The sequence below is a fragment of the Deltaproteobacteria bacterium genome (assembly GCA_028818775.1).
Lineage (GTDB): Bacteria > Desulfobacterota > Binatia > UBA9968 > JAJDTQ01 > JAJDTQ01.
This window is the reverse complement of sequence record JAPPNE010000013.1, coordinates 1-26,079: the sequence shown is the minus strand read 5'-3', so window position 1 is coordinate 26,079 and position 26,079 is coordinate 1. Positions and strand designations below refer to the sequence as shown.

The 26,079-nt window shown below is 68.0% G+C and carries 25 protein-coding genes and 1 tRNA gene; 4 read left to right on the top strand and 22 right to left on the bottom strand.

Features of this window, described 5'->3' with window-relative positions; translation table 11 throughout:
* Window positions 1–125: 125 nt before the first annotated feature.
* The 22 genes from rsfS to OXU42_01050 all read right to left on the bottom strand — a co-directional run bounded on the left by rsfS (window position 126) and on the right by OXU42_01050 (window position 21,410).
* The gene (gene rsfS, locus OXU42_01155) at window positions 126–596 is read right to left on the bottom strand and encodes a ribosome silencing factor (protein MDE0027997.1); all 471 of its coding nucleotides are present in this window, start codon (window positions 594–596) and stop codon (window positions 126–128) included.
* The gene (nadD, locus tag OXU42_01150; protein ID MDE0027996.1) at window positions 596–1,255 is read right to left on the bottom strand and encodes a nicotinate-nucleotide adenylyltransferase; all 660 of its coding nucleotides are present in this window, start codon (window positions 1,253–1,255) and stop codon (window positions 596–598) included. Before nadD ends, rsfS begins: the two co-directional genes overlap by 1 nt.
* 4 nt (window positions 1,256–1,259) lie before the next feature.
* Window positions 1,260–2,516, bottom strand: a complete 1,257-nt coding sequence (locus OXU42_01145; protein MDE0027995.1) for a glutamate-5-semialdehyde dehydrogenase — start codon at window positions 2,514–2,516, stop codon at window positions 1,260–1,262.
* A gap of 22 nt (window positions 2,517–2,538) precedes the next feature.
* Entirely contained in the window at window positions 2,539–3,660 is a 1,122-nt protein-coding gene (gene proB / locus OXU42_01140) for a glutamate 5-kinase (protein MDE0027994.1), read from the bottom strand.
* Window position 3,661: 1 nt separating this feature from the next.
* Window positions 3,662–4,714, bottom strand: coding sequence for a GTPase ObgE (gene obgE, locus OXU42_01135; protein MDE0027993.1), 1,053 nt, complete (start codon window positions 4,712–4,714; stop codon window positions 3,662–3,664).
* 168 nt (window positions 4,715–4,882) lie between these two features.
* Complete coding sequence (gene rpmA, locus OXU42_01130) at window positions 4,883–5,137, bottom strand: 50S ribosomal protein L27 (GenBank protein ID MDE0027992.1); 255 nt, start codon at window positions 5,135–5,137, stop codon at window positions 4,883–4,885.
* 13 nt (window positions 5,138–5,150) lie between these two features.
* Complete coding sequence (gene rplU / locus OXU42_01125) at window positions 5,151–5,474, bottom strand: 50S ribosomal protein L21 (protein MDE0027991.1); 324 nt, start codon at window positions 5,472–5,474, stop codon at window positions 5,151–5,153.
* An 89-nt stretch (window positions 5,475–5,563) separates the two neighbouring features.
* Window positions 5,564–7,285, bottom strand: a complete 1,722-nt coding sequence (recJ, locus tag OXU42_01120) for a single-stranded-DNA-specific exonuclease RecJ (protein ID MDE0027990.1) — start codon at window positions 7,283–7,285, stop codon at window positions 5,564–5,566.
* A 16-nt stretch (window positions 7,286–7,301) separates the two neighbouring features.
* Window positions 7,302–8,198: a protein translocase subunit SecF gene (gene secF, locus OXU42_01115; GenBank protein ID MDE0027989.1), complete on the bottom strand. Its 897-nt coding sequence runs from the start codon at window positions 8,196–8,198 to the stop codon at window positions 7,302–7,304.
* Between the two features lie 39 nt (window positions 8,199–8,237).
* Window positions 8,238–9,821, bottom strand: coding sequence for a protein translocase subunit SecD (gene secD / locus OXU42_01110; protein MDE0027988.1), 1,584 nt, complete (start codon window positions 9,819–9,821; stop codon window positions 8,238–8,240).
* 40 nt (window positions 9,822–9,861) lie between these two features.
* A complete protein-coding gene (yajC, locus tag OXU42_01105) occupies window positions 9,862–10,194 on the bottom strand; it encodes a preprotein translocase subunit YajC (GenBank protein MDE0027987.1) in 333 nt (110 codons plus the stop codon).
* A 63-nt stretch (window positions 10,195–10,257) separates the two neighbouring features.
* The gene (gene tgt, locus OXU42_01100) at window positions 10,258–11,370 is read right to left on the bottom strand and encodes a tRNA guanosine(34) transglycosylase Tgt (GenBank protein ID MDE0027986.1); all 1,113 of its coding nucleotides are present in this window, start codon (window positions 11,368–11,370) and stop codon (window positions 10,258–10,260) included.
* Window positions 11,371–11,410: 40 nt separating this feature from the next.
* Complete coding sequence (gene queA, locus OXU42_01095) at window positions 11,411–12,448, bottom strand: tRNA preQ1(34) S-adenosylmethionine ribosyltransferase-isomerase QueA (protein ID MDE0027985.1); 1,038 nt, start codon at window positions 12,446–12,448, stop codon at window positions 11,411–11,413.
* A 68-nt stretch (window positions 12,449–12,516) separates the two neighbouring features.
* Window positions 12,517–13,281, bottom strand: coding sequence for a slipin family protein (locus OXU42_01090; protein ID MDE0027984.1), 765 nt, complete (start codon window positions 13,279–13,281; stop codon window positions 12,517–12,519).
* Between the two features lie 49 nt (window positions 13,282–13,330).
* Window positions 13,331–14,674 (bottom strand): nodulation protein NfeD, encoded by a 1,344-nt coding sequence (locus OXU42_01085; protein MDE0027983.1) that lies wholly within the window; start codon window positions 14,672–14,674, stop codon window positions 13,331–13,333.
* Window position 14,675: 1 nt separating this feature from the next.
* On the bottom strand, window positions 14,676–15,407 hold the full coding sequence (locus OXU42_01080) for a uracil-DNA glycosylase (protein MDE0027982.1): 732 nt from the start codon (window positions 15,405–15,407) through the stop codon (window positions 14,676–14,678).
* A 108-nt stretch (window positions 15,408–15,515) separates the two neighbouring features.
* The gene (locus OXU42_01075; GenBank protein MDE0027981.1) at window positions 15,516–16,502 is read right to left on the bottom strand and encodes an amidohydrolase family protein; all 987 of its coding nucleotides are present in this window, start codon (window positions 16,500–16,502) and stop codon (window positions 15,516–15,518) included.
* Window positions 16,503–16,518: 16 nt separating this feature from the next.
* Window positions 16,519–18,822 carry a xanthine dehydrogenase family protein molybdopterin-binding subunit gene (locus OXU42_01070; GenBank protein MDE0027980.1) on the bottom strand — a complete coding sequence of 768 codons (2,304 nt, stop codon included), beginning with the start codon at window positions 18,820–18,822 and terminating at the stop codon, window positions 16,519–16,521.
* A 9-nt stretch (window positions 18,823–18,831) separates the two neighbouring features.
* On the bottom strand, window positions 18,832–19,341 hold the full coding sequence (locus tag OXU42_01065; GenBank protein MDE0027979.1) for a (2Fe-2S)-binding protein: 510 nt from the start codon (window positions 19,339–19,341) through the stop codon (window positions 18,832–18,834).
* Between the two features lie 53 nt (window positions 19,342–19,394).
* On the bottom strand, window positions 19,395–20,276 hold the full coding sequence (locus OXU42_01060) for a xanthine dehydrogenase family protein subunit M (protein ID MDE0027978.1): 882 nt from the start codon (window positions 20,274–20,276) through the stop codon (window positions 19,395–19,397).
* Window positions 20,273–20,782, bottom strand: a complete 510-nt coding sequence (locus tag OXU42_01055; GenBank protein ID MDE0027977.1) for a thiamine pyrophosphate-binding protein — start codon at window positions 20,780–20,782, stop codon at window positions 20,273–20,275. Before OXU42_01055 ends, OXU42_01060 begins: the two co-directional genes overlap by 4 nt.
* Before the next feature lie 25 nt (window positions 20,783–20,807).
* Window positions 20,808–21,410 (bottom strand): thiamine pyrophosphate-dependent enzyme, encoded by a 603-nt coding sequence (locus OXU42_01050; protein MDE0027976.1) that lies wholly within the window; start codon window positions 21,408–21,410, stop codon window positions 20,808–20,810.
* Between the two features lie 247 nt (window positions 21,411–21,657).
* Here OXU42_01050 and OXU42_01045 point away from each other — a divergent pair, with 247 nt between their 5' ends.
* From OXU42_01045 to OXU42_01030, 4 genes are all read left to right on the top strand, one after another.
* Window positions 21,658–23,985: a molybdopterin guanine dinucleotide-containing S/N-oxide reductase gene (locus OXU42_01045; protein ID MDE0027975.1), complete on the top strand. Its 2,328-nt coding sequence runs from the start codon at window positions 21,658–21,660 to the stop codon at window positions 23,983–23,985.
* A gap of 27 nt (window positions 23,986–24,012) precedes the next feature.
* Window positions 24,013–24,107, top strand: a tRNA-Sec gene (locus OXU42_01040).
* A gap of 41 nt (window positions 24,108–24,148) precedes the next feature.
* On the top strand, window positions 24,149–25,381 hold the full coding sequence (locus tag OXU42_01035; protein MDE0027974.1) for an MFS transporter: 1,233 nt from the start codon (window positions 24,149–24,151) through the stop codon (window positions 25,379–25,381).
* 299 nt (window positions 25,382–25,680) lie between these two features.
* Window positions 25,681–26,079 (top strand): Gfo/Idh/MocA family oxidoreductase (locus OXU42_01030; protein MDE0027973.1); only part of this gene is annotated, 399 nt, incomplete at its 3' end.

Here is a 26,079-nt window from a genome sequence, read left to right as displayed (position 1 = left end):
ACGCTGGCCTCTCACGCCAGAAACACGGGTTCGAGTCCCGTTGGGATCACCACCCACAATTCCCCCCATATTCACGTGACACGATGGCGTCTGCGAAGGCCCCGTGTCCGCCGTGACGCAGGGCGTTACCGCACCGGCTTACCCAAGTACCCCGGACCCGCGCCGCCCTCCGCGGCCGGCCAGGGGTCGGGCGGATCGCCCTCGCTGGTGAACTGCGCGGCGAGGGTTGCGTGGGGCTCGGGCAGCTCCACTACCGTGGCGCCGGCCCAGAGGCCGTCGAGGTCGTAGAAGCGGCGCACGGGCTCGTAGAAGACGTGCACGAGGACATCGGAGAAGTCCATGAGCACCCACTGGCCGCGAGTGATCCCCTCGCTGGAGAGCGGGCGCAGGCCCTGGGCGCGGCCGTCCTCCTTGATGCCTTCGGCGATGCTCTGGACGTGCCGGTCGGATCGACCGGAACAGATGAGGAAGTAGTCGGCGATGGTGGTGAGCTCGCCGACTTCCAGCAAGACGAGGTCCTGGGCCTTCTTGTCGAGTGCAAGGCCGCAGAGCAGCAGGGCCTTGTCCTTGGCGTCGCGCGTCGGGCTATCGGACACTAGCACTCCGGCGACTCGCTGTAGAGACGGTGTTTTTCCACGTAGCGTTGCACTTCTTCGGGAACCAGGTAGCGGATCGATTTCCCCTTTCCCAGCAGCTCCCGGATGGCCGAGGCGGAGACGAACACGTCCGTCAGGCGCGTGAACAGGATCTCCTTGCCGAACTCGTTCCGGAAGCCGGATCGGACCGGATCATAGCAAAACGCCTCCCGCACGACAACGGGAATCCGCTCGTAGGGAAGCGCGTCGCCGGCGCCGGGACGGGACGTGACGATGACGTGGGCAAGGGCCAGCAGCTCGCGCCAGTCCTTCCAGGAACCGAACAGCAGGAAGGCGTCGAGGCCGAGGATCAGGTACAGGTCATCCCCCTGCGCAAGCCGTCCCGAGAAGTGGCGCACGGTATCGATGGAAAAGGAGGCGCCCGGCCGGGCCACCTCCACGTCGGAAGCGCACAGGCCGGGTTTGTCCGCCACCGCGAGCCGTACCATCTCCAGGCGGTGGTGGGCCGCCGCCCCGGGCTCGGCGTTCCGGTGCGGGGGGACACCGCTGGGGACGAAACAGACCTTGTCCAGCGCGTGCGCTTCCCGCACCTCCTCGGCGCTCCTCAGGTGGCCGAAGTGGATCGGATCGAAGGTGCCTCCGAACAGGCCGAGTCTCATGGAATCAGGTGCGCACCTGGCCGTCGCCGTAGACGAAGAACTTGGTGCTGGTCAGCTCTTCCAGGCCCATGGGGCCGAAGGCGTGGATCTTGCTCGTGCTGATGCCGATCTCGGCCCCGAGGCCCAGCTCGCCGCCGTCGTTGAAGCGCGTGGAGGCGTTCACCAGCACGGCCGAGGAGTTGACCCGGGCGACGAAGGCCTCCGCCTTGGCGCGGTCGGCGGTGACGATGGTCTCGGTGTGGTCCGAGCCGTACTTGCGGATGTGCTGGATGGCTTCGTCCATGTCCGCCACCACCCGCACCGCCAGCACCAGGTCCAGGTATTCCTCGTGCCAGTCCTCCTCGCTCGCGGGCGCCACCGCGTCCAGAAGCGCGCGGGTCTTGTCGCAGCCGCGTATCTCCACCCCCCTCTCCCGGAGCTTGCCGAGGACCTCGGGCAGGAACCGCGGCGCCACCGCCTCGTGCACCAGCAGGGTCTCCATGGCGTTGCACACCGACGGGCGCTGCACCTTGGCGTTGAGAGCGATGCGCTCCGCCATGTCCAGGTCGGCGTCGGCGTCCACGTAGACGTGGCACACGCCCTTGTAGTGCTTGACCACCGGCACGCGGGAGTTGGCCGCGACAAAGCGGATCAGTTCCTCGCCGCCGCGCGGGATGATCAAATCGACGTACTCCTCGAGCTTGAGCAACTCGTGGACCATGGCCCGGTCGGTGGACTCCACCACCAGCACCGCGTCCTCCGGCGCGCCGGCGCGCGCGCACGCGCCGCGCAGCACCTCGCCGATGGCCTGGTTGGAGAACTTCGCCTCGCTGCCGCCCTTGAGGATGACGGCGTTGCCCGACTTGATGCACAGGGACGCGGCGTCCGCGGTGACGTTGGGACGGGCCTCGTAAATGATGGTGATGACCCCCAGCGGGATGCGCATGCGGCCCACCTCGAGGCCGTTGGGGCGCGTCCAGGTCCGCGTCACTTCCCGCACCGGGTCCGGCAGCGCCACGATGTCGCGAATGCCCGCGGCCATGTCCGCCACCCGCTTGGGATTGAGCGTGAGCCGGTCGATGACCGCCGTGGAGAGCTCCTTCCCGGCCGCGACGTCGAGATCCTTGGCGTTCTCGGCGAGCAGGAAGCCCTGCTGCTCCTCGATGCCGTCGGCCATGCCCAGAAGGGTCCGGTTCTTCACATCGGTGGAAAGATCGGCCAGGGCGTTGGCCGCCGCCCTGGCGCGCCGGCCGATCTCCCGTGCTTCCTCGGCAACTCCCATGACGACTCCCGTTCTCCTCTCTTTACAATAGCACGAGATCGTCCCGGTGGATGATCTCGTCGTAGGCCTTGTAACCCAGGATACTCTCGATCTTGCCCGAGTGGGAACCCTTGATCCGCCGCAACTCCTGGGCGCTGTAGTTCACCAGGCCGCGGGCAAACTCGCGGCCGCTGTCGTCGACGCAGCTCACGCACTCGCCGGCGCCGAAAGAGCCCTTGATTTCCCTCACGCCCGAGGGCAGCAGGCTCTTGCCCTTGGCGGTCACGGCGGCCAAGGCGCCGTTGTCCACCATCACCTCGCCCGAGGGCTTGAGATTGTAGAGGATCCAGTGCTTGCGGCTGGTGAGGCGGTTTTCCTCGGGCAGCACCAGGGTGCCCGACTCGCGACTGCCGTCGAACAGGCCCGCCAGCACCTCCCGCTCGCGGCCGTTGGCGATGACGGTGGGAATGCCGGCCTGGCTCGCCTGCTCCGCGGCGCAGAGCTTCGAGAACATGCCGCCGCGGCCCAGTTCGGACGGCGCCGTGTCCTGGGCCACCTGCTTGGCCGCGGCCAGGTCGTCGACCACCGGCATGAGCCGGGCGTCCGGGTTCGACCTGGGATCGCTGTCGAACACCCCGTCCACGTCGCTGAGGATCACCAGAAGGTCCATCTCCATGAGCGTGGCCACGAGCGCCGAGAGCTGGTCGTTGTCGCCGAACTTGACCTCCTCCACCGCCACCGTGTCGTTCTCGTTGACGATGGGGATGATGTTCCAGTCCAGCAGCGTCTTGAGGGTGTGCTTGGCGTTGAGGTAGCGCTTGCGGTTGGCCAGGTCCTCGTGGGTCAGAAGCACCTGCGCCACGTGCTTGCCGTAGCCGCCGAAGGAGTTCTCGTACAACGCCATGAGCCGGATCTGTCCCACGGCCGCCAGCGCCTGCTCCTGGGGCAGGTCCCGCGGGCGCTTGGCGAGCCCCAGCCGGCTCAGGCCCGAGGCGATGGCGCCCGAGCTTACCACCACGAGCTTCTTGTCCTGGTCGTGCAGCGCCGCCAACTCGCGCACCAGCCGCCCGACGCGGCGCGCGTGCAGGCCGCGCTCGGAAGACAGAATGCGGCTGCCGATCTTCACCACCACCCGCTTGGCGCGGTGGACGTATTTGCGTCTCAAATCAGCCATGGAGTTCCAGGTGCCGTGCCGCATCTCTCCCGCCGCCGGACGCCGCGCGTCTTTCGGCAAGGTCTTCGGCCATCATCCGCTTGAGCCGCTCCAGCCCGTCGCCCGTCACCGCGGAGATGGCGCAGAAGCGGTAGCCCTGCCCACCGAAGAACGCCTCGAGTTCCTCGACCGTGCTCCGGTCCGGCAGCAGATCCACCTTGTTCGCCGCCACGATCTGGGGCTTGCGCGACAACTCCTCGTCGAACAGCCCCAACTCGCGGTTCACGGTCTCGAAGTCCGTCCTGGGATCGCGCCCGTCACGCTGGAAGACGTCGAGCACGTGCACCAGCACGCCGGTACGGGTCACGTGCTTGAGGAAGCGATGGCCGAGGCCCTCGCCCCGATGGGCGCCCTCGATCAGCCCGGGTATGTCCGCCACCACGAAGCTCCGGTCGCCGTGGGCCACCACGCCGAGGTTGGGCACCAGCGTGGTGAAAGGATAGTCCGCGATCTTGGGGCGCGCCGCGGAGACGGCCGAGATCAGCGTCGACTTGCCCGCGTTGGGCAGTCCGATGAGCCCCACGTCCGCCAGCAGCCGCAACTCCAGCCGAAGCTCCCGCTCTTCTCCCGCATCACCCGGCTCGGCGAACCGCGGCGCCTGCCGCGTGGCGCTGGCGAAGCGGCTGTTGCCCCTGCCGCCCTTGCCCCCGTGCGCCAGCACCACGTCGCCCGAGGGGGTATCGATGTCGGCGATCAAATCGCCCGTGGCCGCGTCGCGGATCAGGGTCCCCACCGGCACCCGGATCACCCGGTCCTCGCCGTTCTTGCCGTGCTGGTCCTTGCCGCGTCCGTGCTGTCCCCGGTGGCCGCGGTACAACCTTTGGTAGCGCAGGTCGAGAAGCGTGGTCAGGTGCGGGTCCCCCACCACGCGTACGTGACCGCCGTCGCCGCCGTCGCCGCCGTCCGGGCCGCCCTTGGGGACGTACTTCTCGCGGCGAAAGCTGACGCAGCCGCGGCCGCCGTCCCCGGCCTTCACCGTGATCTCGACCTCGTCGACGAACTTCATGATTCGATGGGTCTCCGGCTTGTATGCGCAACCGCCTTCAGCGCCCCGCGGTACCGGTTCTGACGAATCGTGGTGTGGAGTGGGATGGGAATGCGGCGGGGCCGCGAGGTTTCAAGGTTCGGGAGACAGGATGACCGGGCGCCGGCGCATGCCTTCGTGCCGGCGTGTTCAGGCAGGAACGATGGCCACCCGCTTGCGCGACCGGCCCCAGCGCTGGTACTCCACCGTGCCCTCGACCAGCGCGAACAGCGTGTAGTCGCGCCCCATGCCGACGTTCTTGCCCGGATGGATCTTCGTGCCCAGTTGGCGCACCAGGATGTTGCCCGCCTTGACGTGCTGCCCGCCGTAGCGCTTGACCCCGCGCCGCTGTCCCTGACTGTCGCGACCGTTGCGCGAGCTTCCGCCTGATTTCTTGTGCGCCATCGGTTCTTCCGCCTTACGCCTGGATTTCGACGATTCTAAGGGTGGTCTGCTGCTGGCGGTGGCCCTGTTTGCGCTTGTAGCCCTTCCGCCGCTTCTTCTTGAAGACGATGATCTTCTTGTCGAGCCCCTGCTCGACGATCTCGGCCGTCACCTGGGCCTGCTCCACCAGCGGCGTGCCGATCCTGGCCTCCTGCTCGTCGCCGCCGCTCACCAGCAACACCTCGTCCAGGGTTACCGTGGCACCGACCTCTCCGCCCAGGCGCTCGACATCGACCAACTCGCCCTCGGCGACCCGGTACTGCTTCCCACCCGTCTTTACAACTGCATAACGTCCCATGGTTGCGTGACTTTTTAATGGAGAAGGGCATGGAAGTCAAATGCCCGGCCCCCATTCGACCGTGGTGGCCGTTTTCGAGCGTCCTCGCCTCACGACGCCCTGACGTCCAGCAGCCGGAGTTCCATTGCGTAGGTCCCCTGCCACTCGTTTTCCCTGAGCCGGTAGACGATGTCGACGCGGTCGTTCACCCGGGTCGGGAGGTCCTCGGGAGGGCCGAAGGTCACCGCCGTCACCGTGTGCTCGTTGTGCCTCAGCCGGAAACGCGAAACCCTGTTGAAGTTCCGGCGCTCGCACACCTCCACGCCCCGGGTCTGGAAGACCGGCTCGGGATTGCCGACTCCGAAGGGGCCCAGAAGCCGCATCTGCCGCACCAAGCCCAGGCTCAACTGCGCGAAATCCACTTCCGCGTCCACATCAAGATACGGCAGCAGGTCTTCCTCGTCGAGAGCCTCCCGCGCCACCTCCTCGAAACGCTCGGCAAAGGGCGCGAGGCTCTCCTCCCGGATGCTCAGGCCGCCGGCGTACTCGTGGCCGCCGAAACGCACCAGCAGTTCCGCGCACCGCCGCATGGCCTGCACCATGTGGAACCCGCGGATGCTCCGGCCGGAGCCCTTCCCTTCTTCACTCTCGAACCCGATTACGATGGCCGGCCGGTGGAACCGCTCCACGATGCGCGAGGCCACGATGCCGAGCACTCCGGGGTGCCAGCCCCGGCTCCCCACCACGATGGACCATCGGTCCTGGAGGCGTTTCTCCTCGATCTGCGCCAGCGCCTCGTCCAGCACCTGCGCTTCAGTCTCCCGCCGTTCCCGGTTGTGCGTGTCGAGCTCCCTGGCGATGGCGTCCGCGGTCTCGCGCGAATCCGTGGTGAGCATCTCCACCACCTTGACCGCCGCGTCCATGCGCCCGGCGGCATTGATGCGCGGGCCGAGCTGGAAGGCCACGGTGCCCGCGTCCACGGTTCCCGGCGCCACCCCCACCACCTCCTTCAGGGCGGCGATGCCGGGGCGTTCCGAGCTGCCCAGCTCCACCAGCCCACGACGCGTCAGCACCCGGTTGGTGTCGCGCAGCGGCACCATGTCGGCGATGGTGCCGAGGGTGACGATGTCCAGGTGGCGGCGGATGTCGGGCACGGCGTCGGGCTCGAACCAGCCCGCGTCCCGCAGGTTGGCGCGCAGGCCGATGACCAGGTAGAAGGCCAGCCCGGCCGCGCACAGGCCCTTGTCCGGGAAGGCGCAGTCGGAGCGCTGGGGATTGATGACGGCCGCGGCGGCCTCCGGCAGCCGCTCGGGCAACTGGTGGTGGTCGACGATGACCACGTCCATGCCGAGGTCCCGGGCGAAGGCCACTTCGTCGGCGTTGGAGATACCGCAGTCCACCGTGATGACGAGGGACACGTCCCGGGAGCGCAGGTGCTCGATCCCCTGGCGGCTCATGCCGTAACCCTCGTCGATGCGGTGCGGGATGTAGAACAGCGGCGCGGCGCCGATCTCGCGCAGGAACGACACCAGCACCGCGGCGCCGGTGGTGCCGTCGACGTCGTAGTCGCCCCAGACGCAGACGCGCTCGCCGTCGCGCAGTGCCCGGGCGATGCGGCGGACGGCGTCGTCCATGCCCGCCAGCAGGTGCGGCGACGGCAGGTCCGCGCTCAGGCTGGACGAGAGGAAACGGCGCGCGGCGTCCGCATCGGCGAACCCGCGCTGCACCAGGATATTGGCGAGAAGGGGCGGGAGCCTGAGCTCCCGTGAAAGATCCGCCGCCGCGGTTGCATCGGCCTCCTTGAGGATCCAGCGCTTGCGGGCGTCCTTCAACTTCCGAGATTCGCGGTTAGCGCCTGCGGCCTCGTTCCAGCAGCAGGATGATCGGGGTGGCCACGAAAACGGTGGAGTACAGCCCCGCCAGGAAGCCGACGAAAAGGGTATAGGCGAAGGGACGGATAACCCCGCCGCCCAGGATCAGAAGGGCCGTCAACACCAGCAGCGACGTGATGGTGGTGAGGATCGTGCGCCCCAGCGTCTCGTTGATGCTGGTGTTGATGATGTTCTCCATGGAGTCGCGGCGCTTCTTGCGCATGTTCTCGCGGATACGGTCGCAGATCACGACGGTGTCGTTCACGGAGTAGCCGGCGATGGTCAGGAGCGCGGCGACGATGGGAAGGTCGAACTCGAAGCCGGCCACCACCAGCGCCCCCACCGTGATCAGGACGTCGTGGATCAGCGCGACGATGGCGCCCAGCCCGAAGCGCAGCTCGAAGCGTATCCAGATGTACGCCCCCATCATGATGGTGGCGAAGATCACCGAGAGGATGCCCCGGCGCCGCAGGTCGTCGCCCACCTTGGGGCCCACCGACTCCACCCGCAGCACTTCATACTTCCCCGCGCCGAACGACTGGTCCAGGACCGCGCGGATGTCCCTGCCCACGGTGCCGATCTCCGTCTCCGACTTCTCCATGCGGATCAGGTACTCGTTGGTGCCGCCTCCGCCGAAGTCCTGCACCACTCCCCCCAGCGGCGACTGCTGCAGCGCGTCGCGGAGGTCACCGATGGTGACCGATTCGGGCAGCTTCACGTGCACCATGGTGCCGCCCTCGAAGTCGACCCCGAGGTTCGGTCCCTTGGTGAACAGCAACAGCGCGACGCCGATGATCAGCGCCGACGACAGCATGAAACCCCAGCGGCGATAGCTCAGGAAGGGGATCCGGGTTCCCGGCTTGATGATTTCCATGTGCTCTTCTCAGTCCAATCCGTCGTGCCCGCGCCGGGGCTACACCGACAGCCGCACCAGGTTCCGCCGGGTGAGGCGATAGTCGTAGTAGATGCGCGTTCCGTACACGGCGGAGATCACGGTGGTCAGGATGCCCACGCACAGGGTCACGGCGAAGCCGCGCACGGGGCCGGTGCCGAACTGGAACAGGATGACCCCGGCCAGGAAGGTGGTCAGGTTCGAGTCCAGGATGGCCGGAATGGCGCGTTCGTAACCCGTGTCGATGGCCGTGCGCGGCGGCTTCCCGTTGCGCACTTCCTCGCGGATGCGCTCGTTGATGAGCACGTTGGCGTCCACGGCCATGCCCATGGTCAGGATGATGCCGGCGATGCCGGGCAGGGTCAGGACCGCTTCGAAGCCCGCGAGGATCGCCATCATGAAGAAGATGTTCAGCACCAGCGCCACGTCCGCCAACACGCCCGCGCCGCGGTAGTACGCCACCATGAAGATGAGCACCAGGATGCTGCCGAGGATGAAGGAGACGATGCCCTGCCGCACCGAGTCCCGCCCCAGGGACGGTCCCACCGTGCGCTCCTCCAGGATCTGCACCGGCGCCGGCAGCGCGCCCGCGCGCAGCACGATGGCCAGGTCCCGGGCCTCCTGGAAGTCGAAGCTGCCGGTGATGGAGGCCACCCCGCCGGAGATGCGCTCGCGGATCTGCGGCGCGGAGTAGACCCGGCCGTCCAGGACGATGGCGAGCAGGCGGCCGACGTTCTCCGCGGTGAGGCGGTCGAAGGCGGTGCTGCCCACGGAGTTCAGCGCCAGCTCCACGTAGAGCCCCTCGAGGGTGTCGCCCCGGCGCACGTTGGCGTCGGCGATGGCCTCGCCGGTCATCAGGGTGCGCGCCTCCAGCAGGTAGGGGATCCGCTCGCGCCGCACCGACGAATCCGAGCCTTCGTAGCCGTAGAGCACCTCGCGGCCCGGCGGCGGCCCGGAGCGCACGGCCTGCTGCACGTCACCGCGCTCGTCCACGAGCTTGAACTCCAGCAGGGCGGTCTTGCCGATGAGCGCCTTGGCCCGTTCCGGGTCCTGGATTCCGGGCAGTTGCACGAGCACGTCCCGCTGCCCCTGGCGCTGGATGGTGGGCTCGGTCACGCCGAACTGGTCGATGCGGTTGCGGATGGTCTCCAGGGTCTGGTCCACCGCGAAGTCACGGATGCTGGCGAGTTCCCGGTCGGTGAACACCACCCGCAGCTCGGCTCCCTCCGGGCCGGTGCCGGACTCGGACACCTCCAGCACCGGATACTCGGTGGACAGCAGATCCCGGATGCGATCCATGTTGGCGGGCGAGGCCTTGACGGCGAGTTCCCCGGCGGTGCCGACCTCGAGAGCGGTGAAGGCGATGTTGCGCTCGCGCAACTCGTCGCGGAGACTGCTGCGCACCCGGCGCATGCGGTTCTCCACGGCCTTCTCCACCTCCACCTCCAGCACCAGATGCGACCCGCCCTGAAGGTCCAACCCGAGGCGGATGCCGTTCTGGGGCAGGAACCACAGGCCCTGCACGAAGCTGGGAGCGAGATACACCCCGGCCGCCACCATGCAGACCGCCAGCAGGACCAGACGAATGGCTAGACTTTGACGCATGCTTGTTTCCCCAACCGGAGCTCGCCGCAACCGCCCCCCGCTACTTGCCCTTGGCCTCCTTGGCGCCGGCGGTCTTCTCTGTTCTGAAAAGCTGGGCGATGTAGCTCCGGCCCACCTTGATCTTGACGTTGGGGGCCACTTCGAGCGTGACCTCGGTGTCGGTCAGTCCAAGGATCTTGCCGAACACGCCGCCCGTGGTCATGACCTCGTCGTTGCGCTTGAGCTGTGCCAGCATGTTGCGGTGATCCTTGGCCTTGCGCTGCTGCGGCCGGATCAGGAGGAAGTAGAAGACCGCGAAGATCAGCACGAGGGGCAACATGCTGATGAATGTGCTGGGGCCGCCTCCGGCCTGCGCATAGGCTACGTCCCACATGTTCTCCTCCAAAGCTTCAAGATGCGATGCGATTGCCGGCCGTCACCCGGGCCGGCCATGCCCTTACGCCACGGGCTCGGGCAAGTCCCATATCCCGCCCGCGACGTTCTCCAGACTCGACCGGTCCCGAATGGCCCCGCGCAGTTCCGTCATCAGCCTCTGGTAATAGCAGACGTTGTGCAGCGTGTTCAGATAGGCCGCAAGGATTTCGCCGGCCACATAGAGGTGGCGAAGATAGGCACGCGAAAAATGCCGGCAACCGTAGCACGGGCAGCTTTCGTCCACGGGACGCGGGTCCCGCGCGAAGGCCGCGTTCTTGATGCTGAGCTTCCCGGTGGCGGTGTATAACGTGCCGTTCCTGGCATTCCTCGTCGGCAGAACGCAATCGAACAAATCATAGCCGGAGCGGACCCCGTGAATCAAGTCTTCGGGTTTGCCGAGGCCCATGAGGTAGCGCGGACGGTCCTCGGGCATGCGCGCCGCGGTAAAGCCGCCGATCTCCGCCAGGAGCGCCGGCCCTTCGCCGATGCCCAGACCGCCGGCGGCGTAGCCGTCGAACGGGAGGTCGGCGAGCCGCCCCGCGCAGTCCTCGCGCAAGTCCTTGAACACCCCGCCCTGGACGATCCCGAAGAGAGCGCTGTCCGGATTGCGCGGCGCCTCCAGCGACCGCCGCGCCCAGCGCACCGTCCGATCCGTGGACGCCTTCACATACTCCCGGCTCGCCGGGTACGGGATGCACTCGTCCAGCACCATGGCCACGTCCACCCCCAGCGCCTGCTGGATGCCCACCACCTTCTCCGGCGTCAGGAAGTGCGATGAGCCGTCCAGATGGGAGCGGAACGACACCCCTTCCTCGGTGATCTTGCGCATGGCCGCCAGGCTCAACACCTGGTAGCCGCCGCTGTCGGTGAGGATCGGCCCGTCCCAGCCCATGAACGCGTGCAGCCCGCCCAGATCCCGGATCAGCTCCTCCCCCGGGCGCATGTACAGGTGGTAGGTGTTGCACAGGATGATCTGGCTCGACACCTCCCGGAGATCCCGTGGAGAGAGGGCCTTGACCGAACCGCGGGTGCCCACCGGCATGAAGGCCGGCGTCTCCACCACGCCATGGGCGGTCTCGAGGACGCCGGTGCGCGCCTCGCTGGACGGGTCGGTGTGAGTGACGGTGAATTGCATGGTGAAATGGAGCGGCGGTGGAGGCCGGTCCCGCCTCTTTCTACAGGATCAGCATGGCGTCGCCATAGCTGTAAAACCGGTAGCCCTCGGCGACGGCCTCTGCGTAAGCGCTGCGCACCAAGTCCAGTCCCGCCAGGGCCGCCACCATGGCCAGGGGCGTGGAGCGCGGCAGGTGGAAGTTGGTGACAAGAGCGTCGATGGCGCGGAAGCGGTAGCCGGCGGTGATGAACAGGCGCGTGATGCCGGCGTCCGCCGCCGCCCTGCCCTTGCGCGCAACGACGCTCTCCAGCGTGCGCGTGCTCGTGGAGCCCACGGCGACGATGCGTTTCCCTTCCGCCTTGGCCCGGCGGATGCGCCGGGCCGCGCTCTCGCTCAAAGTGTACCACTCTCCGTCCATGCGGTGGTTCTCCACCACGGCCTCGCGCACCGGACGGAACGTGCCCAGGCCCACGTGCAGGGTCACGGTCACGTTGTCGATGCCGCCGCCGGCAAGCTCCTCCAACAGTTCACGCGTAAAGTGAAGCCCGGCGGTGGGCGCGGCCACCGAGCCCGGCGCGGCGGCATAGACCGTCTGGTAGCTCTCCCGGTCCTTTTCCTCCACGCGCCGCAGCCTTTCGATGTAGTGCGGCAGAGGCGGCGCGCCGATCTCTTCGAGCATGTCGGTGAATACGCCGGGGTGCTCGAAGCGGAGGCCGTAGCGGCCCGCGCCGAGATCGCCGAGCACGGTCGCCTCGACCTTGTCGGAGAAGAGGATGCGGCTCCCCAGCCGCGGCTTCTTGGAGGCGTCCACGAGGGCGAGCCAGAGTCCCTGCTCCGCGTCGAACGGCTCCACCAGGAGCACCGTCGCGCGCCCGCCACTGTCCTTGCGCCCCTCCAGGCGCGCCGGGATCACCTTGGAATCGTTGAGCACCAGCAGGTCGCCCGGAGAAAGGAAGTCGCCGAGGGACGCGAAACGGGAATGGGTGATGGCGCCCGACCGGCGATCCACCACCATGAGGCGGGCGGACACCCGGTCCTCGGCCGGGTAGGCGGAGATCAGCGATTCGGGAAGATCATAGGCCAGCTCTTCCAGCAGCATGGCTCAGCGACGGAAGCCGGAACCGGAGGCCGAGGCCGTCAAGGCGGCCCCCGGTCCGTTCCCGCGGATCAGGTATCCTCCTCGGCCATCTTCTTCAGGAACGGCGTCAGCAGGTCGATGGGCACCGGGAAGATGGTGGTGGAGTTCTTGTCGCTGGCCACTTCCTGGAGGCTCTGCAGGAAGCGGAGCTGCATGGCCATGGGCTCCTTGGCGATCACGGTGGCGGCTTCCTGCAGCTTCTGGGAGGCCTGGAACTCGCCGTCGGCCAGGATGATCTTGGCGCGCCGCTCGCGCTCGGCCTCGGCCTGCCGGGCCATGGCGCGCTGCATCTCCTCCGGGAGGTCGATGTGCTTCATCTCGGTCAGGACGACCTTGATCCCCCACGGGTCCGTCTGTTCGTCGAGGATCCGCTGGAGGTCGGAGTTGATGCGCTCCCGCTCGGACAGGAGCTGGTCCAACTCCGCTTGGCCGCAGATGCTCCGGAGCGTCACCTGGGCGAGTTGCGAGGTGGCGAACAGGAAGTTGGCCACCTCCCGGATGGCGCGGTTGGGGTCGAGGACCCTGAAGTAGAGCACCGCGTTGACCTTCACCGACACGTTGTCGCGGGTGATGACGTCCTGCGAGGGGATGTCCATGGTCACGGTCCTGAGCTCCACCCGTTCCATCTTTTCGATGAAGGGGATCACGTAGATGAGCCCCGGGCCGCGGGCGTTCACCATCCGGCCCAGCCGGAAGATCACCCCGCGTTCGTATTCCTTGAGTATCTTGATGCCGCTGACGGCCAACCCGAGCACGATGATAAGCACGATCGCAATGGGTCCGATATCCAGCATGTATGTCTCCTGCGCGGCCGCGGCCGACTCGTCGGGCGCGCGGCCCCGGTCAGCTCTCCACGGCGCGTTTGACCTTGAGTACCATCCCGTCGTGACCGACGACCTCGATCCTGTCGCCGGGCTCCAGCCGCTCCGCCCCTTCCGCGTTCCACACCTCCCCGTGCACGAAGACCCTGCCCTTCAGGTCCAGCCGTTCGCGCACCTCGCCGACCTCGCCGAGGAGGCCCTCGTAGCCCAAGGTGGCCCTGCGCCGCTGGGACTTGACCACCAGAAAGGTGACCACCAGCACCGCCGCGCTCAGGGTGCCCACCGCCGCCAGCACGATGCCCGGGTCCACCGTGAGGTCGGAGCCCTCGACGTCGAACAGCAGCAGCGAGCCCAGCCCCAGGGACACTACTCCACTGATGCCCAATAGCCCGAAGCTCGGCAGGAACGCCTCCGCCACCAGGAGACACATGCCGAGGCCGATGAGCAGCAGCCCGGCGTAGTTGATGGGCAGCACCTGCAGGGACGCCAGCGCCAGCAGCAGCGCGATGCCGCCGGCGATGCCCGGGAAGAGCGCGCCCGGGTTGGAGAACTCCATGTACAGGCCAAGGATGCCGGCCATCATCAGCAGGTAGGCGATGTTGGGGTCCGCCAGGACGTTGAGGACCTTGAGCTTCAGCCCCATTTCGAAGCGCAGCACGGAGACGCCGTCGAAGTCCAGCGTGCGCTTGGTGCCGGCCACGTCCACCTCGCGCCCGTGGGCCTGCTTGAGGAGGTCGCTCACGTCCACCGCGATGATGTCGATGACGCGCTTCTCCAGCGCCTCCTTGTCGGTGATGGAGATGCTCCGGCGCACCGCCTGGATGGCGAACTCGGTGTCGCGGCCGCGCCGCTGGGCGATGGTCTCGCTGAACGAGGCGGTGAAGTTCTCGATCTTCTCGCCCATGACGCCCTTGACTTCCTGTCCCCCGCCCGCAACCGGGTGGGCCGCGCCGATGTTGGTGCCGGGCGCCATGGCGGCGACGTTGGCGGCCAGGGTGATGAAGACCCCGGCCGAGCCCGCGCCGGCGCCGCTGGGCGCCACGTAGACGATCACCGGCAGCGGCGCGCTGAGCATTTCCTTCACGATGGAGCGGGTCGAGGACAGCAGTCCGCCGGGGGTGTCGAGCTGGATGATCAGGGCGCGGGCGTTGCCCGCGTGCGCCCGCTGGATGCTGTCGCGGATGTAGTCGTTGACGGCCGGGTTGATGCCGCCGTTGATGACGATGAGGTTCACGTGGGAGCCCGTGGCGCCTTGGCCCGCCGCCTCGCGCGCGGCTCCCCCGGCGCTCAGGGCGCCCAGGCCAAGCGCCACCAGCAGCAGCGCGCACCAGAACCGGATCCCCGGTATCGGACGAAAGCTCGCCATGTCAGACCGCCGCCGTCCCGAGCTCCCGCAGGACGCTCTTGATGTCTTCCCAGACAAGCCTCTTGTCCCCCGGATTGCGCAACAGGTACGCCGGATGAAATGTCGGCATCAGCCGGATGCCGTGGTAGTCGTGCCAGCGCCCGCGCAGGCGCGAGATGGCCTCGTTGGAGCGCAGCAGCGTCTGCGCCGCGGCCCTCCCCAAGGCGATGATCACCCGCGGCCGCACCAGCTCGATCTGCCGGATCAGGAACGGCTCGCACGCCGCGACCTCGTCCGGCTCGGGGTCGCGATTGCGCGGCGGGCGGCACTTGACCACGTTGGCGATGTACACGTCCTCGCGCCGGAGCTTCATGCCCTTGGTGATGATGTCGGTCAGCAACTGCCCCGCGCGCCCAACGAAAGGCTCGCCCTCGCGGTCTTCGTCCTCGCCCGGCCCCTCGCCGATGAACATGATGTCCGCGTCCGCCCGGCCGACTCCATAGACGATGCGGCCGCGCCCCTGCGACAGCTTGCAGCGCCGGCAGTCGCCCAGGACAGCGCGAAGCTCCTGGAGATCCGCCGCCGTCGCAACCTCGTCGCCTTGGGCCGCGGTCGCCGGGCCGCCGGCATGGTCCGCTTCGGCGCCTGTCCCCACGGGCAAGAAAGCGATCCCCGCCGCCTGTTGCTGCTCCAGGCAACTCCGCAGCGAACTCGCCGCAACCGCCAAACGCTGCCGTAGCTCTAGCGTTTCCATGTGCGTGGCACCAACCACCGTCTGATTTCTGTTTACGACAATACAGAGGGCATGGCAATGCTGTTGGACACGCGTGCCAAGACGGTCCGGGCGGCCTGGTGCCGATCCTCAGTGCTCCCCCAGCAGCGCCCGCGCGGTGCCGCCGAGGATGGCTTCCAGCTCGGCCGCGGGCCAGGGGCGCGCGCGCAGCGCGGCGAGCACGGCGCGGCTGGCGTCGCGCACGTGGGGCTCGTCGGTGCCGTAGACGAGGCGGTCGGCGCCGAAGGTGTCACGGGCACAGTCCAGCGCGGGGCCGGAAAGGCAGACGGTGTCGAAGTAGCAGCATTCGCGGAGGTATTCGCCGGGCGGGCGCAGGCACTTCTCGTAGCGGCGGTAGCCGCGGTCGACCCGGTCCAGCACCATGCACAGGCTGCCGCCGCAGTGGGACCAGACGATACGGACATCGGGGTACTCTTCGAGCACGCCGCCCAGGGTGAGCTTGGTGGCGGCCATGGCGGTCTCGCCCAGATAGCCCACGGCAAGGTACTCGCCACGGTCGTTGGCGGGGCCGTCGAGCGGGAACGTGGGATGCACCAGCACCAGCAGCTTGCGGCGGTGGGCCTCGCGCCAGAACTCGCGCAACTCGGGCGCGTCGAAGGTGTGCTCGCCCACGGTGGTGGTGATGCCGGCGCCCACCGCCCCGAGCCCCATGGCCCGGTCCAACTCGTCCACCAGGGCGGCGGTGCCGCTCCACGGCAGCGCCGCCACGAAGCGGAAGCGGTCCGGATGCTCACGGCAGGCCTCGGCCAAACCGTCGTTGACCCGCCGCGCCAACGCCACGTCCCGGTCGCCCGCCAGGCCGATGTTGAGGGCGCCGACGGACAGCACCTCGACGCCGACGCCGGCCTCGTCCATAATCAGCAGGCGGTCGGCGAGGGCCTCCTCCAGAGGCGCGGACATGGTATGACTGCCGCGGCAGGTCAGCGCAAGCCCCCGTTCCGAGCGGGTGAGGGCGAACTCGGGCCGCGCCTTGACCATCTCGTCGAAGCACCCCTCGGGGTAGAGGTGCGCGTGCATGTCCACGATGGCGTCCGGTGCGATCCGCTGCTCGCTCATGGCTGAGTCCCTCTGCTTAACCCTTTTCCGCCGCGTCCATCAGCTCCAGCAGGTAGCCGGGCTTGAGCGGCAGGCGCGTTACTTCCACCCCCAAGGCATTGGAGACCGCGTTGGCCAGGGCCGCGCCGGCGGCTGTGATGCCGCCCTCCCCTGCTCCCTTGACCCCCAGGGGGTTGTGGGGGGACGGGTATTCCTCGGTGGAGATGAACTGTCCCCGAGGCACGTCCATGGCGGTGGGCATGAGATAGTCCATGAAGCTCGTGGCCTGGGGCTGTCCGTCCCCGTCAAAGACGAACTCCTCCAGCAGCGCGCCGCCGATGCCCTGGGCAAGGCCGCCGGCCATCTGTCCCTCGACGATCATGGGATTGATCTTGCGGCCCACGTCCTCCATCACCAGGTAGTCAAGGATCTCGATCATGCCGGTCTCGCGGTCCACCTCCACCACCGCCACGTGGACGCCGTAGGGGAACGGCCTCTGGTCTGTGGCGAAGAAATCCTCCTCCGAGATGCCGGGAGTGAAGCCCCGGGCCAGCGCCGGCCCGGGCAATGCCAGCCGGGCCAGGGCGGCGAAGTCCAGACTACGCTCCGGCGCGCCCCGGACGCTGATGCGGCCGTCCGCCAACACCAGGTCGCCGGCGTCGATCTCCAACTCCGCGGCGGCCAGCCGCAGGAGCTTCTCCTTGACCTTGCCGCACGCGCCCACCGCCGCGCTCCCGGCCATGACGGTGGAGCGGCTGGCGTTGCTGCCGTTGCCGTAGGGGACCTTGGCGGTGTCGCCGTGCACCACCCGCACGTCGTCGATGGAGATGCACATCTCGTCCGCCACGATCTGGCTCAGGGCAGTGGCGATGCCCTGCCCCACCGAGTTGATGCCGCTGTAGAGCACCACGCCGCCGTTGTTGCCCACCTCCACCCGGGCGTACTCCCACGGTCCAATGCCGCTGGTCTCCACGAAGCAGCCGAGGCCCACGCCCATGGCCCGGCCCTCCGCCCGCGCTTCCTCGCACCGCCGTCGAAGCTCTTCGTAGCCCATGTGGCTCAGAGCCGCTTCGAGTTGCCCCGGCAGGTCGCCGCTGTCGTAGACGTTGTAGTGGTACGGGTTCCTGCCGAGGTCGTAGGGCATCTCCTCCGGGCGGATCATGTTGCGCCGCCGCAGCTCCGCGGGATCGAGCCCGAGGCGATGAGCCGCCATGTCCACGAGGCGTTCGCGCACGAAGTTGGCCTCGTAGCGGCCGGGGCTCCGGTAAGTGCCCACCGGCGTCTTGTTGGTGAGCACGCAATGGATCCGGCAGCGGTAGTTCGGGATGCGCAACGGACCCTGCAGCATGGCGGACGACGAGACGATGGGCACACCGCCGTGGGTGCGGGTGTAGCCGCCCATGTCGAACAGGATCTCCGCGTCCATGGCCACGATGGTGCCGTCGTTGCGGAGGCCCAGCCGCACCCGGTAGGACTGCTGCCGCGAGTGGTTGGTGGATTTGAGGTGCTCCGAGCGGTCCTCTATCCAGCACACGGGCACGCGGAAGTGCATGGCGGCGAAGGGGATCAGGAAGTCCTCGGGGTAGAACTCGCCACGGGCGCCGAAACCGCCGCCCACCGCCGGCTCGATGAAGTGGATCGCGCTCTGGGGCAATCCGCTCAACTCCGAGAGGATACGCCAGTTGGTGTGGGTCATCTTGGTGGGGCCCCACACCGTGAGCATGGCGCGGCTTTCGTCGTACTCCGCCACCAGGCCGCGGGTTTCGAGCGGGACCGCGGCGTGACGGTTGGTCTCGAAGGTCTGCTCGATGATGAGGTCACACTCGGAGAGAGCGCGCTTCACATCACCCGTCTCCACCTGAAACCCGGCGGGCTCGTTTCCCGGCACCGCGTCGTGGAGCCGGGGCGCCTCCGGTCCCATGGACGTGCGCGCGTCTATCACCGCCGGGAGATCCTCGTAGACCACCTCCACCAGCTCCAGCGCGTCCTCGGCGACGTACCGGTCCCGCGCCACCACCACGGCCACGGGCTCGCCCACGTAGCGCACCCGGTCCGTGGCGATGGGGGTCTGCTGCGACCGTTCCAGACCGGGCAACTGTCCGGTACGCATGGGAATGGTCTTGAGGCCCGGCATGTCCGCGACCGTGAGTACCCCCACGACTCCGGGAAGCTCCAGCGCCGCGGCCGTGTCGATGGCAACGAGACGGGCGTGGGCGCGGGTGCTGCGCAGCACCGCGGCATGCACCATACCCGGCCGGCGAATGTCGCCTACGTACTTGCCGATGCCCCGGAGCAGCGGCACGTCCTCTCTGCGCTTCACGTTCGAACCGATGTAGGCCATAGCCCTTCTTCAATCCTTTCGGGGCACCGGGGTGGCCGCGCCGCCCTCGGACATCAGCTCCGCCGCCTCGCGAATGGCCGTCACGACATTCCGGTAGCCGGTGCAGCGGCACAGGTTGCCGCTGATCCATTCACGTATCTCGGTCTCGCCGGGATCGGCATTCTCCCGCAACAGCGCGCGTGCCGTAAGCAGGATGCCGGGCGTGCAGAACCCGCACTGAAGCCCGTGCCGCTCCTGGAACTTCTCCTGCAGCGGATGCAGCGTGTCCGCGTCCGGCGCGAGGCCCTCCACGGTGTCGATCTCGGCGCCGTCGGCCTGCACCGCGAACATCAGGCAGGAACGCACCGGATCGCCGTTCAGCAGCACCGTGCAGGCGCCGCACACGCCGTGCTCGCAGCCCACGTGGGTGCCGGTAAGGCCCAAGTCGTCGCGGATGAAATCACTCAGCAGCCTGCGCGGTTCCGCCTCGCCGCCGCGTTCGGTGCCATTGATCCGTATTGCGATCTTCCGTTTGCCCATGCTCGATCACCGTACCCGTGTCTACCCGGCGTCAACCACGCAACGAGCCATCGTCACTGGCCCGACCCGGTCGCCGCCGCGGCCTGCCGTGCCGCTTGCGCCAGCGCGCGCCGGGCGAGCGCGGCGCACGTGCGGCGGCGGTAGTCGGCGCTGGCGTGCATGTCGGATTCCTGATCGATGCCCTCCACGGCGCGGCGCGCGGCTTCGCGGAAGAGTGCATCCGAGGGCTTCTCTCCCAGCACCGCCGCCTCGGCGTCGCGCGCGCGTATGGGGGCCGATCCCGTGAGCGTCAGGCGCGCGCCGCTCACCGCTCCGTCCCGGTCCAGGGTCACGAGCGCCGCCGCTCCCGCCAGCGCGAAGTCGCCGTACCGCCGGCTCACTTCCTGGAACGACGCGCCGCTTCCCGCAGCCACCGCCGGCACCCGGACTTCACGGAGCAACTCGCCGGGTTCCAGGGCAGTGGTCATGGTGCCAAGGAAGAAATCCTCCGCGGCCACGGTGCGCTCGCCGCCCTCCCCTTGCAGCACGACTCCGGCATCCAGCGTCACCATGGCCACGGGCAGCTCGGCGGACGGAAACGCGTGCGCCAGGCTGCCGCCCACCGTGCCCCGGTTGCGGATCTGCACGTGCCCGATGAATCCCGCGGCCTCCCGCAGCAGCGGCCAGCCGGCCGCCGCCTCCTCGGAACGTTCCAGGGTCCGCTGACGGGTCATGGCGCCGATGTGCAACTCGCCGCCGGCCACGGACACGAAATCCAGCTCGGTGACGTGGTTCAAATCCACCAAGTGCGCGGGCCGGGCCAAGCGGAAGTTCATGAGCGGCACCAAGCTCTGGCCGCCGGCCAGCACCCGCGCGTCCTCGCCCAGACCGCCCAGCAGCGCCACAGCCTCCATCGCGGTCGGGGGATCGTAGTACTCGAAGCTGGCGGGTTTCATTTCACCTCGGAGAAGAGTTCGGGCGGGAACAGCACCGCCACCGGCGCCTGCATGGCGTTCATGGACTGCACCGCGCCGGTGATGGCGGCGTCCATCTCGCCGGGTTCGTGGACCACGCTGTACTGGATGCGCAGGCTCTCCAGCAATGGCTCGGTGGCCCAGCCGAAGGGCACCGAGAACCAGCGCTGGTCGCCGAAACCACCGCGGTAGCTGATGAGCAGGAGCATGGGGACGCCGAAGGCGGCGGGGCCCCGAAGGAGCGCGTAGCAGGACAGCGCGAACCCCGTGTTCTCCATGAGCATGGCCGGGCGGGCGCCGCCGAGCCATGCGCCCATGCAGACGCCTACGCCGTCGCTCTCGTTGGCCACCTGCAGGTAGCGGACGCCGGAGTCCGCCTCCAGCCGCTGATAGAGCTCGAGGAAGGCCGAATCGGGCATGCAGGCCACGAAGTCGACCCCCGCCTCCGTCAGGCACTTGTGCGCTTCAGCCGCGATGTCGTCCTTCACTGTCTGCCACCGTTCACGGAACCACTCACGGCTTCGGCGGCGCCAGGATCGCGCGCCCGCGGATGGCCTCGATGCGCCGCACCAGCCTGTACTTGTTCTCCTGCCCGTCCATGCTCGGGCCCTCGGCTCTCGCCGCCAGCGCGATTTTCGCGGTCAGGAGCGCGGGGCCTTCCCGCGAGAAAAGCCTCTCCACCGCCACGCCCACGCTGTCCTCGTTGGCCACCGTGTCCGCGTGCAGAATGCCCGCGGCCCGGGCCATGGCGGTGAGATCCGCGCCAGCGGCGGTCTGGCTGGGGGCGCCGCCGCGGCTGCCGAAGAGCTGCTCGTTGTCGAACACGATGATGCGGAGATTTTCCGCTCCGGATACGGCGACCACCGACAAAATGCTCGGCCCCAGCAGCAGACTTCCGTCGGTGTCCAGGGAAACCACTCTCGAATCGGGCAGAGTCAGCGCCAGTCCCAGGCTCACCTGCGTGACCATGCCGAGGCCCACGAGGTAGAGGTTCTCCGGCCGGTGGACCACCTCGTAGGTATCCGCGGTGGTGCCGGCCAAGGCGGCCACCACGATGTCGTTCTCGGTCAGATGATCCCTAAGCCGCTCCAGCACGGCCCGCCGCTCCACCTTCATGACGCCGGATTGTAGTCCGGCCCGACAGGAAATGCCAGTAGAACTCCCGCGGCAACGACGCACCTATTACGTCGTTCCCGCCCACCACCACCCCTGGATTCCCGCTTGCGCGGGAATGACGATTCCCGGGGGCGGGTCCGTTGTTTGAGGGCATCCCCTTTTCAGGGTATCTTCCAAAAACTGTCAGGGGAAGAGTCGCACGGCCCGTTCCTTGCGGCGCGGGACACGGCAGCAGGAGGCTCCGGATATGAGCCATACGAACAACCAGCGCGTTCAAACGTCCCTTCACTGGGGCGCCTACCAGGTCGAGGTCCAGGGCGGGCGCATCGTGGCCGCGCATCCGTTCGCGGAGGACCCGGACCCTTCGCCCATCGGGCGGTCGATCCCGGACGTGGTGCACCACACCTGCCGGGTAGCGCGACCCATGGTGCGGCAAGGCTGGCTGGAGCGGGGACCGGAGCATCACGGAGGCGGCCGCGGCACGGAGCCGTTCGTCCCGGTGACCTGGGACGAGGCGCTCAAGCTCGTGGCCGGAGAGCTGCGGCGCGTGCGCGAGTCGTTCGGGAACGAGGCGATTTTCGCCGGCTCCTACGGCTGGGCCTCCGCGGGCCGTTTCCACCATGCCCAGAGCCAGCTTCACCGCTTCATGAACCAGTTCGGCGGCTATGTCCGATCGGTCAACACGTACAGCTACGCCGCCGGGGAAGTCATCATCCCTCACGTCTTCGGCTACGACTGGAACTCTGTTCGCGATGGAGCCACCTCGTGGCCGGTGATCGCGAGAAATACGGAACTGGTGGTCAGTTTCGGCGGCATCCCACTCAAGAACACCCAGGTCAGCGCCGGCGGAATAGGCAGGCACACGACGCGTGGCTGGCTGGAACTCTGCAAGGAGAACGGCGTGGAGTTCGTGAACGTCAGCCCGGCGCGGGACGACACGGCGGACTTCCTCGAAGCGGAGTGGCTGGCGCCGCGCCCCAACACCGACACCGCGCTGATGCTGGGGCTGGCGCACACGTTGATTCGGGAGGGCCTCCACGACGAGGCGTTCCTGGAGAAGTATTGCACCGGATTCGAAACCTTTCGCGCCTACCTCATGGGCGAACGGGACGGCCGTCCCAAGGATCCGGAATGGGCCGCCGCCCTGTGCGGTGTTCCGGCCGACATCATCCGCGGCCTGGCTCGGCGCATGGCCGCGAGGCGCACCCTCATCGCGGTGAGTTGGTCGCTCCAGCGGGCCGACCATGGGGAACAGCCTTATTGGATGGCCGCCGTCCTGGCCGCGATGCTGGGGGAAATCGGCCTTCCCGGCGGCGGCATCGGCTATGGCTACGGCTCCACCGGCTCCATCGGCAATCCCGTGAGATCCATCGGCGGAATCACGCTGCCGCAAGGCGCGAACACGGTGAAAGCCTTCATCCCGGTGGCGCGCATCACCGACATGCTCCTCCACCCAGGGGAACCGTTCGATTACAACGGCCGCCGGCTGGAGTATCCCGACATCCGTCTCGTCTACTGGTGCGGCGGCAACCCGTTTCATCATCACCAGGACCTCAACCGGCTCGTGGAGGCGTGGCAGCGTCCCGAGACGATCATCGTCCACGAGCCCTGGTGGAACGCGCAGGCGCGGCACGCCGACATCGTCCTGCCGGCCACCACTCCGCTGGAACGCAACGATATCGGCAGGCAGGCGTCCGATCCCATCGTCTTCGCCATGGCCCAGGCGGTTCCGCCGGTAGGCGAGGCACGGAACGACTACGACATCTTCTCCGGGCTGGCCGAGCGCCTGGGGTTCAAGGAAGGCTTCACCGAGGGCCGGCTGGAGAACGACTGGCTGCGGCATCTCTACGACGGGCTTCGGAGTTCCTTCATCCGCGAGGGCATCGAGTTGCCGCCCTTCGATGCGTTCTGGAGCGCCGGTCACATCACCCTGCCCACCGAGGGCGAGGAGAAGGTGCTGTTCGCCCGGTTCCGGGAGGACCCGGCCAGGCACCCGTTGCCGACCCCGTCCGGACGCATCGAGATCTTCTCGGAAACCATCGCGGGCTTCGGCTACGACGACTGCCCCGGCCATCCGGCGTGGATCGAGCCGGGGGAGTGGCTGGGCGCGGAGCGCGCCCGTCGCTTCCCGCTTCACCTCATCTCCAACCAGCCCACCACGAGGCTTCACAGCCAGCACGACCCGGGCGCGGTGAGCATGGACAACAAGGTCCGGGGCCGGGAGCCGTTGCTGATCCACCCCGACACCGCCGCCGTCAGGGGCATCGAAGACGGAAGCGTCGTGCGCGTATTCAATGATCGCGGCGCGTGTCTGGCCGGTGTCCGCTTCACGGATAACGTCTCGCCCGACGTGGTCGTGCTCGCCACCGGTGCCTGGTACGACCCCGAGGCTCCCGGCGGGTTGGAACGGCACGGCAACCCCAACGTCCTGACCCTGGACAAGGGAACCTCGCGCCTCGCCCAGGGTCCCATCTCGCAGACGGCGCTGGTGGAGGTCGAGGCGTATGAGGAGGAATTGCCGGAAGTGCAGGCCTTCACCCCGCCCGCCCTTGCGCAACCCGCGGCGAACAAATAAGAGCCTCATACGGAGATGCCCGCGCATGGAGAAGGAAGGTGCCCGGTGGTGCCGCTGGTCTTCAAAACCAGTCTGAGGGCCGTAAGGTTCTCGGAGGGTTCGACTCCCTCCCTTCTCCGCCAACCCTCGCGGGGAGGCGCATGAGCCGCACCGGGAACACGCCGTGAACACCTCCGCCGACCTTTCAGCCGCCGTACCCGAGGCCGCGGCGCCGGAACCGTCCCGCGGCCGAGTGCTTGGGCTACTGACCGTGGGCCACGGCGTGACGCACATATTCCAGGGAACCATGAACGTCTGCCTGCCCCTGGTGGTGCGCGACTTCGGCATCTCCTACACCGACATCGGCGTGTTGCGCTCGGCGCAGCGGGTGTCGCACATCCTGAGCATCACCATCGGCGGCCTGGCCACCGACATGCTGCGCGACCGCCGGGGCGTCCTGCTGCTGTCGCTCCTGTGGCCCTCCCTGTTCGTCTCGCTCCAGGGATTTTCCCCGACCTTCTGGGTCTTTGGCGCCCTGGTGTGCGTCCAGGCCCTGTTGGGCGGTTTCATGTGGCACGCGCCGGCGCGCGCGGTGGTTGGCGAGAAGTTCCCGGACCGCATGGGTTTCGCCTTGGGAGTGCACGCAATGGGGGCCAACGTCGGCGCGGCCGTGGCCCCCATCGTGGTGGGCGCACTGCTCACGTGGATCACGTGGCGCACCGCCTACCTGTTCCAGTTCGTGCCGGGCGTCGCCATCGCGCTGTTCCTTTGGGCGGTGTTGCCGCCCTTGCGGCACGACGCCACGGCGCGAAACCGCTCCGCCTCCTACGGCCGGGCCCTGCGCGGCGACATCCTCACCAACCTGCCGCTCATGGGCGTGACCCTGGTGGCGGCGCTGCGCTCCATCGGAGAGAACCTGGTCCCGACCTTCTTGCCGCTCTACCTGACGACGGACCTGAACATGGGCATCGCCACGGTCGGCGTCTACCTCGCGTGCCTGGCCTTCGTCGGCACCATCTTCGCGCCGGTCATCGGGCACCTCTCCGACCGCTTCGGACGGAAGATCACCATCTTCCTTTCGCTCCTTACCGGGGGCCTGCTCATCGGCTCCATTCCGTTGATGCCGTCCGGGTGGTTCCTGCTCCCGGTGGTGTCCCTCGGAGGGATGGCGCTCTTCGCCGTGGGGCCCATCATCCAGGCCAGCGGACTGGAGCACGCGCCCAGGGAGATCTGGGGCGCGGCCCAGACCTTCATGGACGTGGGGCGCTCGGCCCTGTCCCTGTTGTTCCCACTGGTGGCCGGCGCCGTAGCGGACACCTACGGACTGCGCTACACGTTCTACCTCTTCGGCGCCATCAACCTGCTGGGCGCGTTCACGATCCTGGTGGTCCCCGCCGCACGCGAGCGGGCGCATTAGCGGGCTGTGTCAAGACTCAAAACAACTACGCAGCGGAACGTCATTCCCGCGGAACAGGCTGTGTGAAAACACCACTTCCCAGCGACGAAAGTCCAATCCGTCATTCCCGCGAAAGCGGGAATCCAGGGGCGGTGGTGGGGCGCTACAGCGGCGTTTCCCCGCCTCCCCACCCCTGGATTCCCGCTTCCGCGGGAATGACGATTCAGGGGGTTGTTGCCTTTCTCGGATGGGGTTTTGACACAGCCTGGGAAGCGGGAATCCAGGCGGGGTAAGGCGGGTAAACTCAAGGAGGAGAATTCATGACGGCGGTGAAAATCGGGGTCATCGGAGGCGGCTTCGGCACCCAGCACCTGCAAGGATACGGCGCCACCGAGAACGCGGAGGTGGTGGCCTTCTGTCAACGGACACCGGACAAGGCGGAGGCCACCGCCAAGGCATTCGGCGTACCCCACGTGTACACGGACTACCGCGAACTCCTGGCCCACCCTGGTCTCGACGCCGTCAGCATCGTCGCGCCGCCGCACCTCCACGCCGAGATGGTGCAGGCGGCCCTCGAGCAGGGACTGCACCTGTTGTGCGAGAAGCCCCTGGCCATGGACGCCGCCCAGGCGGAGACCATGCTGTCCCAGGCGGAAGCCGCCGGACGCGTGCACATGACCGCGTTCAACCACCGCCACATCCCGGCGCTGGCCTACATG

Coding starts and splice junctions, on each gene's coding strand:
- nadD (MDE0027996.1), bottom strand. CDS start 1,255: ATGAGACTCGGCCTGTTCGGAGGCACCTTCGATCCGATCCACTTCGGC.
- OXU42_01145 (MDE0027995.1), bottom strand. CDS start 2,516: ATGGGAGTTGCCGAGGAAGCACGGGAGATCGGCCGGCGCGCCAGGGCG.
- obgE (MDE0027993.1), bottom strand. CDS start 4,714: ATGAAGTTCGTCGACGAGGTCGAGATCACGGTGAAGGCCGGGGACGGC.
- rpmA (MDE0027992.1), bottom strand. CDS start 5,137: ATGGCGCACAAGAAATCAGGCGGAAGCTCGCGCAACGGTCGCGACAGT.
- rplU (MDE0027991.1), bottom strand. CDS start 5,474: ATGGGACGTTATGCAGTTGTAAAGACGGGTGGGAAGCAGTACCGGGTC.
- secF (MDE0027989.1), bottom strand. CDS start 8,198: ATGGAAATCATCAAGCCGGGAACCCGGATCCCCTTCCTGAGCTATCGC.
- secD (MDE0027988.1), bottom strand. CDS start 9,821: ATGCGTCAAAGTCTAGCCATTCGTCTGGTCCTGCTGGCGGTCTGCATG.
- yajC (MDE0027987.1), bottom strand. CDS start 10,194: ATGTGGGACGTAGCCTATGCGCAGGCCGGAGGCGGCCCCAGCACATTC.
- tgt (MDE0027986.1), bottom strand. CDS start 11,370: ATGCAATTCACCGTCACTCACACCGACCCGTCCAGCGAGGCGCGCACC.
- queA (MDE0027985.1), bottom strand. CDS start 12,448: ATGCTGCTGGAAGAGCTGGCCTATGATCTTCCCGAATCGCTGATCTCC.
- OXU42_01090 (MDE0027984.1), bottom strand. CDS start 13,281: ATGCTGGATATCGGACCCATTGCGATCGTGCTTATCATCGTGCTCGGG.
- OXU42_01085 (MDE0027983.1), bottom strand. CDS start 14,674: ATGGCGAGCTTTCGTCCGATACCGGGGATCCGGTTCTGGTGCGCGCTG.
- OXU42_01080 (MDE0027982.1), bottom strand. CDS start 15,407: ATGGAAACGCTAGAGCTACGGCAGCGTTTGGCGGTTGCGGCGAGTTCG.
- OXU42_01075 (MDE0027981.1), bottom strand. CDS start 16,502: ATGAGCGAGCAGCGGATCGCACCGGACGCCATCGTGGACATGCACGCG.
- OXU42_01070 (MDE0027980.1), bottom strand. CDS start 18,822: ATGGCCTACATCGGTTCGAACGTGAAGCGCAGAGAGGACGTGCCGCTG.
- OXU42_01065 (MDE0027979.1), bottom strand. CDS start 19,341: ATGGGCAAACGGAAGATCGCAATACGGATCAATGGCACCGAACGCGGC.
- OXU42_01060 (MDE0027978.1), bottom strand. CDS start 20,276: ATGAAACCCGCCAGCTTCGAGTACTACGATCCCCCGACCGCGATGGAG.
- OXU42_01050 (MDE0027976.1), bottom strand. CDS start 21,410: ATGAAGGTGGAGCGGCGGGCCGTGCTGGAGCGGCTTAGGGATCATCTG.
- OXU42_01045 (MDE0027975.1), top strand. CDS start 21,658: ATGAGCCATACGAACAACCAGCGCGTTCAAACGTCCCTTCACTGGGGC.